Source organism: Halobellus ordinarius (assembly GCF_031823395.1).
GTDB lineage: Archaea > Halobacteriota > Halobacteria > Halobacteriales > Haloferacaceae > Haloquadratum > Haloquadratum ordinarius.
On sequence record NZ_JAVQKJ010000013.1, the window covers coordinates 81,581 to 96,544 of the forward strand.

At 58.8% G+C, this 14,964-nt stretch carries 12 protein-coding genes; 5 read left to right on the forward strand and 7 right to left on the reverse strand.

Going from position 1 to position 14,964, the window contains the following annotated elements:
- Nucleotides 1-134: 134 nt before the first annotated feature.
- The 5 genes from RJT48_RS17410 to RJT48_RS17430 all read right to left on the reverse strand — a co-directional run bounded on the left by RJT48_RS17410 (nucleotide 135) and on the right by RJT48_RS17430 (nucleotide 5,701).
- Nucleotides 135-977, reverse strand: coding sequence for an ABC transporter permease (locus RJT48_RS17410; protein WP_311173610.1), 843 nt, complete (start codon nucleotides 975-977; stop codon nucleotides 135-137).
- On the reverse strand, nucleotides 977-1,897 hold the full coding sequence (locus tag RJT48_RS17415; protein WP_311173611.1) for an ABC transporter permease: 921 nt from the start codon (nucleotides 1,895-1,897) through the stop codon (nucleotides 977-979). Before RJT48_RS17415 ends, RJT48_RS17410 begins: the two co-directional genes overlap by 1 nt.
- A complete protein-coding gene (locus RJT48_RS17420; RefSeq protein WP_311173612.1) occupies nucleotides 1,897-3,036 on the reverse strand; it encodes an ABC transporter ATP-binding protein in 1,140 nt (379 codons plus the stop codon). The genes RJT48_RS17415 and RJT48_RS17420 overlap by 1 nt, the downstream gene beginning before the upstream one ends.
- Before the next feature lie 19 nt (nucleotides 3,037-3,055).
- On the reverse strand, nucleotides 3,056-4,225 hold the full coding sequence (locus RJT48_RS17425) for an extracellular solute-binding protein (RefSeq protein WP_311173614.1): 1,170 nt from the start codon (nucleotides 4,223-4,225) through the stop codon (nucleotides 3,056-3,058).
- A 369-nt stretch (nucleotides 4,226-4,594) separates the two neighbouring features.
- Nucleotides 4,595-5,701 (reverse strand): hypothetical protein, encoded by a 1,107-nt coding sequence (locus RJT48_RS17430; protein WP_311173615.1) that lies wholly within the window; start codon nucleotides 5,699-5,701, stop codon nucleotides 4,595-4,597.
- A gap of 402 nt (nucleotides 5,702-6,103) precedes the next feature.
- On the opposite strand from RJT48_RS17430, the gene RJT48_RS17435 reads away from it, so the two are divergent.
- The 3 genes from RJT48_RS17435 (at nucleotide 6,104) to RJT48_RS17445 (ending at nucleotide 8,921) form a co-directional block, all read left to right on the forward strand.
- Nucleotides 6,104-6,916, forward strand: a complete 813-nt coding sequence (locus RJT48_RS17435) for an IclR family transcriptional regulator (protein WP_311173616.1) — start codon at nucleotides 6,104-6,106, stop codon at nucleotides 6,914-6,916.
- 167 nt (nucleotides 6,917-7,083) lie between these two features.
- Nucleotides 7,084-7,578 (forward strand): cupin domain-containing protein, encoded by a 495-nt coding sequence (locus tag RJT48_RS17440; RefSeq protein WP_311173617.1) that lies wholly within the window; start codon nucleotides 7,084-7,086, stop codon nucleotides 7,576-7,578.
- Nucleotides 7,579-7,664: 86 nt separating this feature from the next.
- The gene (locus RJT48_RS17445) at nucleotides 7,665-8,921 is read left to right on the forward strand and encodes a Zn-dependent hydrolase (RefSeq protein ID WP_311173618.1); all 1,257 of its coding nucleotides are present in this window, start codon (nucleotides 7,665-7,667) and stop codon (nucleotides 8,919-8,921) included.
- Nucleotides 8,922-10,739: 1,818 nt separating this feature from the next.
- On the opposite strand, the gene RJT48_RS17450 is transcribed toward RJT48_RS17445, so the two are convergent.
- Nucleotides 10,740-12,170, reverse strand: coding sequence for a DUF8147 domain-containing protein (locus tag RJT48_RS17450; RefSeq protein ID WP_311173619.1), 1,431 nt, complete (start codon nucleotides 12,168-12,170; stop codon nucleotides 10,740-10,742).
- A 7-nt stretch (nucleotides 12,171-12,177) separates the two neighbouring features.
- Between RJT48_RS17450 and RJT48_RS17455 the strand changes: the two genes are divergently transcribed.
- Complete coding sequence (locus RJT48_RS17455) at nucleotides 12,178-12,438, forward strand: hypothetical protein (protein ID WP_311173620.1); 261 nt, start codon at nucleotides 12,178-12,180, stop codon at nucleotides 12,436-12,438.
- A gap of 41 nt (nucleotides 12,439-12,479) precedes the next feature.
- Nucleotides 12,480-13,433 carry a hypothetical protein gene (locus tag RJT48_RS17460; protein ID WP_311173621.1) on the forward strand — a complete coding sequence of 318 codons (954 nt, stop codon included), beginning with the start codon at nucleotides 12,480-12,482 and terminating at the stop codon, nucleotides 13,431-13,433.
- Between the two features lie 83 nt (nucleotides 13,434-13,516).
- Here the strand turns inward: RJT48_RS17460 and RJT48_RS17465 are convergent, their stop codons facing one another.
- A complete protein-coding gene (locus RJT48_RS17465) occupies nucleotides 13,517-14,524 on the reverse strand; it encodes a CPBP family intramembrane glutamic endopeptidase (RefSeq protein ID WP_311173622.1) in 1,008 nt (335 codons plus the stop codon).
- Nucleotides 14,525-14,964 lie beyond the last annotated feature (440 nt).

A 14,964-nucleotide genomic window follows, 5' to 3' on the forward strand; every position in this document is an offset into this window, starting at 1 on the left:
GTCTTCACTCATACGATCGCACGGCTGCGTGCGATCGGATGAGCAATAAGTTGCAAACGCTACTATAGCTAGCTCACGGGAGCGATCGAACGCGTCGACAACGGGCGAGACGAAGTAGATCGAAGGGGATGATGTCACCCCAGCACGCGTTGGGAGAGCTTCTCGCCGATCAGCGCAACAGCGAGCGAGAAGAACACGATTATCGTCCCGATTGCGTTGACCGAGGGGTCGATGCCAGTCCGGATCATCGAGTAGATCACGATCGGCAGCGTCTCGGTTCCGAAACTCGTCCAGAAGAACGTCTGCGTGAAGTTGTCGAACGAGATGGTGAACGCGAAGAGCATCCCGGCGACGATTCCCGGGGCGACGAGCGGGAGGGTGACCTCGTAGAAGGTCCGCAGTTCCGATGCGCCGAGGTTCTGCGCCGCCTCTTCGAGCGACTGATCGAACCCGTACAGCTGGCTCGATACGATCGTTACGACGAACGGAATCGTGATGAGCACGTGGCCGATCACGAGGGACCCGAAGGACCCGTAGACGTCGAGCAGACTGTACAGCGTCGAGATGGCGATCCCGGTCACGATCCACGGGACGACTAACGGGAGAAGAAACACCGTATTGAGTTTGTCAGTCGACAACCAGCGAATCTGGAAGTCGTGCCGGACCATCCCGAAGGCGGCGAGCGTGCCCACGATTCCGGCACCCGTCGCCGAGAAGAGGGCCAATCGCAGGCTCGTGAAGAGCGCAGAAATGAGGTCTTCGTTGTAATCCGGCGGCAGGAGTTCGGCGTACCACTGGAAGCTGAACCCCGGCATCGGGAACGTCGGGACCTGGTCAGGAGTGAACGACAGCAGCATGACGACCCCGATCGGGACGTACAGGAAGACGAACAGCAGTAGCGTGTGCGCCTTCAAAATCCGTTTGCTCGTCCGATCCGGGAGATCGATCACCGAGAGCAGCGAGCGAAGCCGGCTCATCAGGAATCACCACCTGCGCCGTACAGATCGTCGAGGCCGAGTTGACGGTTGAACAGATAGACGACCGTCACGACAAACGTGATGAAGACGACGGAAATCGCACCACCGAGGCCCCACGACTGGAGCGAACCGAACATCTGGCCGATGACGTTCCCGATCATAATGTTCTGCTGTCCGCCCAAAAGCGAAGGGGTGACGAAGGCCCCGAAGGACATCACGAACACGAGCAACACGCCCGCAGCGACGCCCGGCAGACTCTGTGGGAAGGTGACTTCGAGGAACGCCGAGAGCTTGTTCGCCCCGAGGTTCTTCGCCGCCTCCACGCCCGAGCGGTCGATGTTGTTGAGCGAGATGTAAATCGGCATCAGCATAAACGGCAGGAAGACGTGCACGAGACCGACGACGATAGCGTACTTCGAGTACAGCATCCCTATCGGAGAGTCGATCACCCCGAGGACGCTCACTAACACGTAGTTGATGAGCCCCTCCGAGCCGAGGACGAGCCGCCAGGCGTACGTCCGCACGACGACGTTGATCCAAAACGGGAGGATCATGAGCAGGAGATACAGCGACTTCCACTCGCTGTCCATAATGGTCAGGTAGTACGCGGCTGGATACGCGATCGCCAACGCGGCGGCCGTCGTGATAAGCGCAATGACGAGCGAATCAAACAGGACCGTGTGGTAGAACCCCGAGGAGAAGAACTCCCGGTAGTGTTGGAGCGTCAGCGTCGACTCGTTCGTTATCGGGACGGGCTGGAGGAAACTGTACAGGACGATGAGCGCGAGCGATCCACCGAGCAACACGCCGATGATCGACAGGCCGGGAACGACTTCGAGAAGTCCGAGTTGCTGGGCCCGCTGCTTGAAGTAGACGCTGGCCGTCCGATTCCACTTTTTGAACTGGTTTTTGACGGACATCACTCGCCCTGTGCTTCGAGGAGGATACTTGCGTGCTTCTCCCAACTGACGGCGACGGAGTCTCCGATCTGGTAGCGCCCGCCGGTCGTTCGGCCGCTCGCTTCGACGAGAAACTCGCGGCCCTCCACGTCGACGAGGACGTTCGCACTCTTCCCGAGGAAGTTGATCGCTTTGATCTCTCCGTCGAGAGAGATCCCATCGTCCGGGTCGGCGTCCAGTGTCGAATCCTCCGGGCGGACGTTCACGTTGACTGCCGTCTCCACCGACAGGTCCCGCCGCGCGGTCGAGTGCGGCAGACGAATCGGGGGGTGTGAATCCGCGAGATCGATGACGTACTCCTCGTCGGTCTTCGAGGAGACCGTCCCCGGGATCGCGTTGATATCGCCGATGAAGTCCGCGACGAACTGGTTGATGGGATTGTGGTAGATGTCGTATGGCTCTCCGATCTGCTCGGTCTGCCCCCCGTTCAACACCAGGATCCGGTCGCTCATCGACATCGCCTCTTTCTGGTCGTGCGTGACATATATCGTCGTGATGCCGAGTTCGTCCTGAATCCGCTTGAGCTCGAAGCGCATCTCCTCGCGGAGTTTTCGGTCGAGATTCGACAACGGTTCGTCTAAGAGTAACACCGACGGTTCGACGACGAGGGCCCGGGCCAGGGCAACCCGCTGTTGTTGACCGCCTGAGAGCTCTCCGGGGTTTCGGTCCTCGGTCCCGGGGAGGTTTACGAGCGAGAGGATCTCAGCAACGCGTTCCTCACGCTTTTCTTTCGGAACGTTCTGCATCTTGAGTCCGAACGCCACGTTCTCGCCGACGGTCTTGTGGGGGAACAGCGCATACCCCTGAAAGACCATCCCGATGTCTCGCTCGTACGCCGGAACCCGGCTCACGTCCTCGTCTTTGAGGTAGATGTGGCCGCTGGTCGGCTGCTCGAACCCCGCTACCATCCGAAGCGTCGTGGTCTTGCCGCACCCGCTCGGCCCGACAATCGAGAAGAACTCGCCGTCCCGCACCGCAGCCGACACGTCGTCAACGGCGGTCACGTCTCCGAACTCCTTGACGATCGAATCAAGCGCCACGACGGTCTCGCCTACGCGCTCGGTAGACATCGTATCCTCCTGTTGTAGTGATTGAGGCATAGACCCTCCGATAGAATCTCTATTGGCGAATTACCTGCTGGAACTCTTTGGCCCAGTCCGATGAGTGGTTCATAAGCGCGTGACCGTCGAAGAACTCCAGACTGTCGCGTTTTTGATAGTCGGGGTTCTCCTGGACGATCTCCGGCAGTTCGCTCATTTCGGTCACCGGCACGTAGCCGATGGCTTCGCTGTAGTCGTACTGCGCCTGTTCCGAGAGGGTGTAGTCGATGAATTTCTCCGCCGTGTACCGTCTATCGGTCGTCGGTGAGACACCCCACCCACTCGTCGCCATCGTCGTTCCCTCGTCGGGAATGATGTAATCGAGCGGAACGTCGTCTTCATCGCGAAGCGTGGTCGCTCGGCCGTACCACATCATTCCGATGTAGGCCGTGCCGCTCGCGAATGCGTCTTGGATTGCCCCACCAGTGTCTGCCCACTCGAAGATGTAGTCGTTCTGTTCTTCGACCCGGTTCCAAATCTGATCGAGTTTCGACTCTGTATCAGTACTGAGGTCGCTCACGTCGACGCCGACGTCGATGCCGGCGATGCCCGTCACCCGCTCGATCCACGAGGCGTTGATCGCGTGGCCCTTTGCGGTCTCGGTGAGCATATCGTCCCACTGGGTCGGGTTGTCGAACTGCTCCGTGTTGTAGGTCATCCCGTTGGCGAAATACTGGAACGGCGCGTAGCTCGCGCCGTCCTCGGTCGGATCCCACTGCGCGTTGCGTGGGTCGAACCGATCCGTGTACCGTTCGAGGTTCGGGATGTTCTCCGGGCGGAGTTTCTGCATCACTCCGGCCTGATGTGCCGTCGGGACGACCGTATTGTCGAGGATCAGGACGTCGAGGTCGACCTCACCGGCCTGCAACTTCGAGATCAGCCCCCAGTTTGACGGGAAGTCACCCGAAACGATTTCGACGCCGTACTCCTCCTGGAACCCCTCAAGCATCGTGCCTTCGATGGCGTTGCCCATCGCACCGCCGTAAATCGATACCCGGAGTTCGTCGGCGAGGTCGTCTCCTTGTTCGACGGTCCCCGTTTGGGTACCCTCCCCTCCACCATCGCTGTCGCCGCTGTCGCCGCTGTCGGCGCCGTCGCCGGAGTCACCGCTTCCAAGACACCCACTGAGGCCTGCTGCAACGGTCGATGCAAGTCCTGCTGACTTGATGAACTGTCGTCGGGAACTCATCGGGCTACCAGTTTCGGCCCATATATTTAAATTTATTGCAGCCGTCCAGTATTGATCTGTATTTCCGTTCATTTGGCCTATTTGGCTGGTTTTATTTATAATCTGGTCCTTTCGCAGGTCGAAACCAACAGAATATCAGAATTCGTCGGATCAATTGAATTTTCTCATTAATTGTCGTGAACAACGCGTCTCTCACAATCAACTTCGTAAGCTGCTAGAAGGACGCTCGCTGCCGATGCCGGCAAAGCGACCGCATATCAATCCGGGTTCGACAGAGAGGCTCGCGGACAACGAATCCTATACTGCTACCAGCCTAAACCGGAGTATCCGCTAACACTGGGTTCCAAGCCGGGACAACGCTCCCACGCCTCATCCGTACGTGGCTGGGCTCTCCGGCTCTGGGTCCCTCCGAAGGCTTCCGACTAAGCAGTGGATGCTCCCGCTGTTCCGCGGTCGAACCAGACTCTCGACGTTGACTTCAACGACGTCGAGCCCGATCGATTCGAACCATCTGGTCGCCTCGGGATACTGATCGGTGGTCAACAGTTTCCCGGGTTCGAGCACCACACCGGTGTTGGGTCCGCGGGTGAACGCGCGGACATCGTCCCGGATCAGGTGTTCCGGCGGTTCGATGAAGTTCCAGTCCATCTCGGATTTCATCCACTCGACCAGGTGTGGATCGTACCACTCTTCTTTTCCAATGCTCGTGTGTCGGTCGATCATCGCGTAAGGGATGTTCCCTCTCGTATCGCCGTACCCGGCACCCATTCGGACATCGACCTCGGGATCCTGTGCCTTGATGATGTCCGCCAACTGCTGTTGGCCGTCCTCGTTCGCTCGCATCACCTCCGGGTCGTTCGTGTTCTCGCGCGGAACGTGGACTTCGATGAACGCGTGTTTCTCGTCGAACCACCCACACGTGCCGCCTTCGACCATACCCTTCCCCGTGACCATCCCCACGACGGGGATGTCGTGTTCGGCCAGTGTCTTGTAGGTCGGGACCTCCTCGCCCCGCCGAATGTGATCGTACATCCGGAGAATCACGTGGCCGTAGACTGCCGGCTGTGCGACGTCGTCGCAGTAGATCGACTTGACCTGATATGCGGGGTCGTTCGGATCCGGCTTCCGGGTGATTACGTCGACGCCCTCCGCCTCGAGCGTGTCCTTCAGGTTGTAGTGGTGCTCGACCATCTCATCGAGGTCCGGTTCCTCCCGCATCCGCCACGCAGCGAGGCCTGACTCGTGCGGCGGCCACGGCGTCTCTTCACCCACGCGGAGCATCTCCTCTCCAGGTTTATGGAGCAATGCAGTCCTGAGTTTGCCGACTGTGGTGTTCGACTTCCACGTCTCGCCCCACAGCTCCGACATCTCGTCCTCGAAGTCGGTGAGAACCTGCGGGTGGAGCGATTTGTACATGTCGTCGACCGACTCTCCGAACCCGTCTTCGCTTTCGGAAGGTATGTCTGTCTCTTGCATAGTAACGTCTGTTGTCTATCCTCACTTCTCGTTGGCTTTGCCGAAATTAATAAATCCATCGGTGGATAGTGATGGCAGTTCACATACGAAAGAGTTGCTTGATTCCTCCTCCGTCTCGGCGCGCACAGCAAGAGTGTTGCAGACGAGGCCTGATACACATAGTAGTTTGTATTTGCGAAACTTCTATTTTGATTGTCCGGGGGACGATGAATTACAAAAATAGGATTGTAATCCAGTGGGCAGTCACTGTCGAAGCTCAGTTCAGCGATATCATTTCTATACGATCGGATTTCTGTATAAATACGATGATGTCAATACATCTCAAGCAGCATCCGAGGCGGGGCGACGGGCAGTTTCGCAAGCAAAAACTTATTTATTCTCTGTGTCAGAGTATCACGTGTAATGGACGACAAAAATTCCCCTCATACCCTCGAAACGACACAACGATCGCTGGAAATCATCGAGGCGATTCAGGCCCTGGATGGCGCGACGATGGCGGAGCTCGTGGACAGGCTCGGGCTGGTGAAGAGTACCGTCTACAAACATCTCCAAACCCTGAGGGCGAACGGGTATCTCGAGAAAGAAGGAGAACGATATCACGTCGGACTGAAGTTCTACAATCTAGGTGGCTATGCTCGCAGTCGGAAACAGGAGCATCAGTTGGCCATCGAAACGACTCGGACCCTCACGGAGGAGACTCGTGAGGAAGTCGACCTCGTCGTCGAAAACGACGGCCGTGGACTGGTGTTACACGAATCCTATCACATTGCCCACCAGTACGCGGCCAGCAACGGAGGAGGGGGCGAAGAGCCCTACCATCTGGGTACGTACTATAATCTCCACTGCACGGGAGCAGGCAAGGCCCTGCTCGCAGATATGCCAGACGAACGCGTTCGCGAGATTATCGATCAGTGGGGGCTCCCCCCTCGTACCCAACACACGATCACGTCCGAGGCGACCCTGTTCGACGAACTCGATCAGATTCGGGACCGAGGGTACGCATTTTCTAACGAAGAGGCCGTAGAGGGATTACGTGCAGTCGGACAAAGCGTCGAAGGAGCCGACGGCCGGCCGGTCTGTGCAATATCCATTTTTGGACCCGCCTACCGGATGACAGAAGACAGGTTTCGGGACGAGATCCCGCAAACCCTGGCAGCAGCGGTCGAAGCCCTCGAAGAGAAGATCAAAACACAAACCCCGACCATAGATCGGTGAGCGTCGGTGCCGCTGTCCACTCCCGCCGTGCGAACCCGACGAGTGCTTGCCACGCTGGATGCAGGATCGGAGTTGGGATGAACTGCTCTCGGTCGCTCCCCTCAGAGCGTACTGATACGATCGCGATCGGGAATGATTTATCCGTCAGAAGCGACCTCACTGGAGGTATGAAGAAAGTCCGGATCGAGGAGGTCGAAAACGATGCACAACCAGCAGCGGTGATGCGGCGTCTCACTGAACCTCTCGGGGTTACCGACTTCGCGATCAACTACTTCGAACTCGAACCCGGCGACAGTTTCGCCTTCGCGTATCACAGCCACGAGGTACAGGAAGAGGTGTTTTACGTCCACGACGGAACGGCCACCTTCGAAACCGAACACGGAACCAGACAGGTCGATACGGGCGAGGTTATTCGGTTCGACCGCGAAGAGTTCCAGCGGGGGTGGAACGAGGGCGAGGAGATTGTCCGCGCGATCGCACTCGGGGCGCCCTTGGAGTACGGAACGGAGATCAAATTGCGCCACTGCCCAACCTGTGAAGAGCGAACAGACAATCGCTTAGAGCGCACAGACTCCCGAACGACGACAGTTGCTTACTGTAAGGAATGTGGGACTGAGACCGGACGGTGGCAGCGAGGATCGATGGAAGGAAAGGTTCCGTGATCCAGAGTTGATGACGCTGTCGCAGGATACCCACCAGAGCCGACCGATGCTTTGGTTTTTTACTCCCTGGTGGAGAGCGAGGAGGTATGCCGTTGATCGACGACGAACGGTTCCGGAAGACGTTCGAAGCGTACAGCGAGATCGGAGCAACGGAGAACGGAGGACTCCATCGACTCGCGTTGAGCGAGGCGGACCGTCGCGCTCGCGACAAGTTCGCAGCGGATCTGCGCGCACTGAATCTGGATGTGCGTATCGACGAGGTAGGGAATATGTTCGCCTCGCGACCCGGGGAAAATCCGGAGAAGCCGCCGGTCCTCATCGGATCGCATCTCGATTCGCAACCGTCTGGTGGACGCTTCGACGGCCAGCTTGGCGTACTCACGGCCCTCGAAACACTTCGAACGCTCGAAGATCACGATGTCACGGCAGAGCGCCCGGTCGAAATCGTCAACTGGACGAATGAGGAAGGTTCGCGTTTCTCCCCAGCGATGATGGGCAGCGGCGTATTTGCCGGCGAGTTAAAACGTGAGGAGATACTCCGAACCGAGGACCGTGACGGCGTGACAGTCGCTGAGGCACTTGAAGCGATCAGTTACGAAGGAGACCAGCCGTGTGAGAGCCACGACATCCACGCTGCACTCGAACTCCACATCGAGCAAGGGCCGAAACTCGAATCCGAGGGAACGAGCCTGGGTATCGTCGATGGCGTCTTCAGTATGGCCTGGCTTGAGGTGACATTCACGGGTGAAGCAGACCACGCAGGACCAACCCCGATGCACACTCGTCGCGATGCCCTCGCAGCCGCTGTTGACGCAATCGATCAAATCCAAGGGGCTCCACAGTCACTCGGACCGGACGCGGTCACAACTGTCGGCGAACTGTCCGTCGAACCCAACTCGGTAAACGTCATCCCAAAGGAGGCCCAGTTTACCGTCGACGTGCGGAGCGCTGATGAGGACGTGGTAACGGAAGGCATCGAACGAGTTCAATCAGAGGCGTCGTCGGCCGCAACCCGCCACGGCGTCACTGCCGACGTCGAGCTCATCTGGCAGATACCAGCTACTGCCTTCTCCCCGCTCGTCCGCGAGGCCTGTAAAGACGCAGCGACAACGGCGAACGTCAGCTACCAGACGATGACAAGCGGGGCCGGACACGACGCGAAGTATCTGAACGATGTCACCGACGCGGGTATGATTTTTGTCCCCAGCCGAGATGGTCGAACCCACACCGAAAAAGAATTCACCCCGTGGGCAGCCTGCGTCGCCGGTGCGGAGACGTTCTTCCACGCAACGTGTAAACTTGCGGGTGCGGAAATTATCAATAGTTCTGAATCCATCGAATAATGAGGAGAGTTTAGTTTAGAGCACTGGTTTTGTTGGCAAACGCTTTGTGCCAACTTTCGGCACAGTATTATGCCTTATCTATGCGCGTATATTTATGAGAGTCCTCGATAGCGGGTTCAACGTTTCGCACCGCTGGTTTTATAACAAGGTCACGGAATTTACCGAATCACGTTCTCGAACAGAGTGTATCACCGTACGGAGCTCGTAATCCGAAAAACACTGATTCAACGTTCAAGCGACGGTAATCCGTGTGATTATCAATTAAGAGGCTCTTCACGTGACCCCGCAGATCCATCACTCTCGTTGTGATAGGGTGTGACACCTTCCGCTCGCAGGTTCGATCGAAGTGCTTTCCAGTTGTAGCCCTTATCGGCGGCAAGAGTACTCAATTCGTCGAGATTCCGCACCAGCACCTGTCAGCCGACCTGTGTATCGTGCGGTTTTTTCATCGAATAGTGTATTGATAGGATCGTACTGGTTTCGCAATCGATGAGCAGCGTGGTTCATCGCTTCGAACGTATAATCCATTCGTTTGGCGTAGTGCTGGCTGGCCTGGACGCGATCTACGCCAGATATATAGACTAGCTAGACATCATCGATATCGTATTAATCAACCGAAGAACCTAGGACCGCTCGCCATCGTTTCACCGGAATCTCTTGATTTTCTCGCACACTCGGTTGAGAAGTTCGGCAGCGTTTCAGCTGAAAATTATAGTGATTTAATCACTCTCGGCATTTCTCACAGGATATCCAACTGTTCCCTGTGAGTATGTCCGAAATACTCTTTCAGCCCCTAAATGGCGAGAATTCCCCAGTCGGCATTGCCAACGTTACCCGGACGGTAGGATGCCTCAACCCGACCAACGGCGGCTTTTTTGAGCGATCGATACGGCTATTTCAGGAAGCGGGCGGTCTTGGTTTGCACACCTACTCCGTCTCGCTTCATTTCCTATATTTGTCACTACGTTAGATTTACCCAGATAATTATGTTACACTCACAGCCCTCAGACTCCGAACGATTTATTATCTAAACAAGGCCGAGTAACTCATCCATCGGCCCCACACTGAACGAGCAGCTTCTCCTCGTCTTGTGCTTCCGGGGTGGCTGGGTTATAATCCGATTCGTGCCGGTAAACTGGTCCAAGAGAGACAAAATAGTTAGCAACGTACTCACGTTCATTCGTCGAACCGCCTTCCGTGCTGTCGGTGCCACAGATACCACTTGAAGCGAGGTAGCCTTCGCCCGTCTCGTCCGGAACGAACCCATCAAAACTGTCGATATTGAGACTCGTCACGTCCGCTTCCGACTATAGCACGCGGTTCCAGGCGAATGGAGTCTCGATTTGCTCGCGTGTTCACATCGCTCACGTCGTGCGTGAGGTGAAGGGCTATCCTCTTTGCCTCCCCGCGAGGGACCTGTCCGACCCAGTCGCCGGTCGCGGGATCGCTCACACAGCCCGTCCCGGTCGCAGTCGAGAACGACGGCGGGGAGACCGTCTGGGTCGGCACAAGATCGGACCGGCGCCGGCCCCCACCACCGCTCCGGCGAGCAGACCGACGACGAGCGCCGTCTGGCGTTCGTACGTAGATAGAACACGTCATTGTCATATGTAGACAGAACGCGTCGTTGCGATAAATAGCAGCGGGCGTGTGGTTCTCGACAGAGACACCGACAGACAGGGGTCCGCCTTCGAGTGACCCGTTCAGTCCTCGTCGTCGTTCCAGGCTTTTTTATCGAACTGCTCGCCGAGTTCCTCCTCGGAAAAACGGTGCTGGAAGAGGTCAGCCGATGAAAATCAGAGACAACAGATCCAGGAATTAGTCCCGATAGCGGCCGCTTCCGACCTCCAGTTCGCCCCGCACGAAGTACCAGCCACGGCCCGGCCCCAGCAGTTCCGTGTGGGCCCGTTCGCGGTACTCGTTGCCGGTCCATTCGCCGGCGATCCATTCGTTGCGGCCGGCCAGGTGCGCGGCGACGTACACCGTCGTGTCCTCGGGTGCTCCGTAGGTGGCGTACATACGGCTGTCGTACTCGAAGCAGCGGTGGCGCTCCTGGGAACCGTACATACACTCGACCGGCGTGCGGTTGAACTGCGGAGTGAGCAGTGGCTCCGTTCCGAACGGCGCTGCCGTATCGATTGGTTCCTCGCTCGGGGCAGTCACGGAGAACGTGAAGGTGCCGTCATCGACCACGCCCATCGATGGGTTCGACGGATCGTACTCCGACTCGGGAATTGCTTCGCGCCACCCCATCGTCTCGTTCTCCACCTCGCGGTAGTACACGCGATTGACCTCGATGCGGTCGGCGCCGATGGCAAGCATCCGTCCGTGCTTCGTGTCGACTAATTCGTACGTGAAGTTCACACGGGAGGGGTCGCCGTCGTGCCCGCGGATCGCGGGGGTTTCGCGGCGATACTGGACGTCCTCGACGAACCGCTCGCCGAGTGCTGCCTCGCTCGTCTCCGGTACCGGCACGTAGAATGTCGCGTTCGACAGGGTCTGATTCGCAGAGATCGTCACCTGATACTCGTAGGTACGTTGTTCGGACTGCTCGGCGCGTTGCTGACCGAGCGCGTACACCCCGCCGAGCAGCAACCCGAACACGATGACGACGGCGACTACCCCACTGCCGACACGACGCCAGTTGACGGTGCTGTCGGGGCCTCGCGTGACGTAGCGATACCCGAGGATGGCGACGGCGGCACCGGCGATGAACCCGATCGGAAGGGCGACGAGCAGCGACAACCAGATGAACGCCTCGAGCACGACGGCGACGACAACGGTGACGACGGCGAACGTCAGGACTCCGGCGACAAGACTTCCGACAGCGACGCCCCATCTGGGCTCGTGACGGTCGCCCGGATCTTCTTTTGACGGTCGGGCGCCTGCGAGAAGACTGCCGAGCGCGCCTCCGATGCTCGCAACGAGGACTTGCCCGAGAGTGGCCGCAAACGACAGCAGTGCAGCGATCCCGAAGCCCGCGAGCGGCGATCCGGGGGCGAACGGCAGATCCCCGAAGCGGGTGAACAGAATCACGCCTGTGACGACAGTGCTGAGTGCTGCCATAACCACCCCGGCCACGGCACCCGCGACCAGCCCTCGCTCGGTGTCGTCGCCTTCCAGATATCCTGCGACGCCACCGCCGATGAGTGGCGCGACGAGGAGAACGAGCGGAACGAACCCGAGCGCCGCCCCAGCCAGGCCTCCGATTGCTCCGTTTCGGAGGCCCTTGCACGTCAGCAGAGGCATACAGAATATGACTCTATGTGATCACAAAAAACCCGTACTCACTCCGGTCGAAGAGACGACGACACGGCTGCTGGTACGCTCGCGCAGCCACCTGCTCGCGAAGCCGATCGACTCGCCCGGAGGGAAGGGGCCGCGAGGGGGAGTGATCCGAAAGTCGAGAATCGACGACCACTCGTATGTCGCCGAGTGGGGATATCCCACGGAAGCAGTACAGACCCGACAGCAAGCCCACCGGGGGACGCTGGTGGTCCGCGAGGGACTGAGCTGACGTTGAGAACTAAGGGCGTCCGACCCGGACTTCCAGGTCGGATGACGAACATCCACGAACTCATCGATATCGGGACCATCCAGGTGAGTGCAGGCCTCCTGCGCGATTCGAGGTTCTTCGCCCGATCCCTCGACTCCCCACCGCTCGTCGAGGTGGCGAGTGAATCGGAGGCCACGGTCGACGATCTCAGTACTGCTGGTGAGCGGACTGTCCCCGTCGACACACCGATCGGGGCGTTCGAGGCGGCGTATCTGCCCTGGCAGTGGCGTGGCCCGGACTATCCGACGCTCATCTATCACCACGGGAGCGGCGAGCGACCGTTCGACTTCGGGCGGTTCAGTTCGAACTCGTTTCGGCGGTTGTTCGTCGCATCCGACGACGCGATTCCAGCCAACCTCGTGGCGGTCAGCGCACCGTTCCACGACGGGTCGAATATGGATTACGCCCGGGCGATGGGCGAACTCGAGAACTTCGTCGGGATGCTCGCCGCCTCGGTCGCCCTCATCGACGCGCTCGCAACACAGGCGAACGATCGAACCACTCGCCCGGTCCTCGTATCGGGTGTCAGCCTCGGTGGCTGGGCCGTCAACCTCCACCGAGCCTGCTTCGGCACCGTCGATCAGTACGCTCCGATCTTCGCCGGGGCCGCACTGGGCGAGATGTTCGTTTCGTCCATCTATCGGAAGATGACCGCCGGGGAAGTCCAGAGACGCCCGGATCACCTCCGTGAGGTACTCGACTTCGAGGAGGAGTTCAGGGCCGTCGAGTCGGCCAACTGTGCGCCGCTTCTCGCGAGGTACGACCGTATCATCGAGTACGACCGCCAGCGACCGAGCTACGCCGGGATGTCGCTCGCGGTGCTGAATCGCGGGCACGTCACCGGTGCGCTCGCCACAGCGCCCCTCCGGGAGCACGTGCTTGGTGCCATTCCAGACACGGACGCCGGGGCAGAGATTCCGCGCACAGACGGCAAGACGGCGACGGACGATCAGTAACGACCACCGTCAACGACACCGTGGAGTCGGTGGGTTTGGACCGCTCGTCGCGGGCAGCCATCGTCGTCTTCATCGATCGACCGCTATCGATGGCGGAGTTCGGGGCTCGTAAGCGACGGGTCGAACTGAACGGCACCCTCTCGCCAGTTGACCCACAGGACGGTGAGGCCGAGGCCGATTCCAGTGGCAACGATTCCGATGAGGCCCGCTTCCGGGCCAAACTCCCCTCCGGTGAGTAGTCTGCGACCGGATTGCTCGATGGCCACCAGAGAGACGCCGTTGTTCGTCCCACTGACCGGAAATCCGTAGACCGTCCCCTGAAAAAAGTTCCACGTCGTATGGAGGCCAATGGGAATCGCGAGTTCGCCGGTCAACACGTAGCCAGCCGCAAGCGTGAGCGCCGCGAGCATAATACCGACCGTACTTGCGAGCGTTGCGTTCGGGTTTCCGGCATGTGCCACCCCGAAGACGACGGAGGTAAACAGCGTGGCAAGCCCGACCGCAGCCGACCCACGAACCCGCTCGAACCACGTCAGTCCCTCCGCGATGTTCGCGATGAGATATCCCCTGAACAGGAGTTCCTCGTAGACGCCCACGGCCGCGAACGTGACGAACCCCCAGGCGAACCACGGCCAGAAAGCAAAGTCAGCACGCGCGATGAAAAACAGCTCTCTGACAGTGATCCAGCCCGCCAGCAGTTCGACGACGAACACCCCTGTCATCAGCACAGCCCCCAGTCCAAGGCCGAACCCAAGGTCGACCCACCAATCCCGGTCGAATCGAAGCCCGAAATCCCGAAACCACCGTCGGTCGAGGAATCGGCCGGCCAGATACACGCTACCGACCATCACGACCAACTGTCCCGACACGAAGACCAGATTCCGGGCCGCAATCAGAGTTTGGTCACCTGGTCGTCCCGGTGTGAATAGTGCGAGGACGGATTCGATCGATCGGCTGGCGAGGACGCCGACGGCTGTCGTCACCAGGATACTGAGGACGACCAGCAAAGCAAGCCACAGTACCAGTCGCCACGGGAGCCGCAGTCGCCGGGTCTGTTCGTTCCAGACGATTGCTTTCCCACGTTCGAGCATTATCTGTTAATGATGTCAAGTTAATTGATAATTCTATCGCCCTGAAGAGTTGGTGGTGATCTATAGTAGCGTTCGCAACTGATTGCTCATCTGATCGCACGACTGCGTGCGATCGGATGAGTGAAGACTTGCAAACGCTACTATAGAAACGAACCGGCTGCCGACACTTCGGCCCATCGCAGAAGACCAAGCCGTCCAAGCAACGGAGTTCCGAACAGCGAGAGGATCAAACCGACGAAAAATGGAAAAGACAGGGACGCACGCGACTCGCGTCGAGCTTTGTCAGTCCCCATCTTAGATTCGCCCTCGGTTGGATGTGACTTGCCTTGTTTTGCCGCTAACTGACTGTAGTTTCAGACGCTCTCACAGGAAAATACCGTCAAGCTAACCGGGAATTGGACGCCGTCTGGCGATATGGGATCGCTCAGACGGCTAGCGAT

Bases quoted from the DNA above. Each gene is read 5' to 3' on its own strand.
- RJT48_RS17410 (WP_311173610.1), bottom strand. From the start codon at position 977: ATGAGCCGGCTTCGCTCGCTGCTCTCGGTGATCGATCTCCCGGATCGG.
- RJT48_RS17415 (WP_311173611.1), bottom strand. From the start codon at position 1,897: ATGTCCGTCAAAAACCAGTTCAAAAAGTGGAATCGGACGGCCAGCGTC.
- RJT48_RS17420 (WP_311173612.1), bottom strand. From the start codon at position 3,036: ATGCCTCAATCACTACAACAGGAGGATACGATGTCTACCGAGCGCGTA.
- RJT48_RS17425 (WP_311173614.1), bottom strand. From the start codon at position 4,225: ATGAGTTCCCGACGACAGTTCATCAAGTCAGCAGGACTTGCATCGACC.
- RJT48_RS17430 (WP_311173615.1), bottom strand. From the start codon at position 5,701: ATGCAAGAGACAGACATACCTTCCGAAAGCGAAGACGGGTTCGGAGAG.
- RJT48_RS17435 (WP_311173616.1), top strand. From the start codon at position 6,104: ATGGACGACAAAAATTCCCCTCATACCCTCGAAACGACACAACGATCG.
- RJT48_RS17440 (WP_311173617.1), top strand. From the start codon at position 7,084: ATGAAGAAAGTCCGGATCGAGGAGGTCGAAAACGATGCACAACCAGCA.
- RJT48_RS17445 (WP_311173618.1), top strand. From the start codon at position 7,665: ATGCCGTTGATCGACGACGAACGGTTCCGGAAGACGTTCGAAGCGTAC.
- RJT48_RS17450 (WP_311173619.1), bottom strand. From the start codon at position 12,170: ATGCCTCTGCTGACGTGCAAGGGCCTCCGAAACGGAGCAATCGGAGGC.
- RJT48_RS17455 (WP_311173620.1), top strand. From the start codon at position 12,178: ATGACTCTATGTGATCACAAAAAACCCGTACTCACTCCGGTCGAAGAG.
- RJT48_RS17460 (WP_311173621.1), top strand. From the start codon at position 12,480: ATGACGAACATCCACGAACTCATCGATATCGGGACCATCCAGGTGAGT.
- RJT48_RS17465 (WP_311173622.1), bottom strand. From the start codon at position 14,524: ATGCTCGAACGTGGGAAAGCAATCGTCTGGAACGAACAGACCCGGCGA.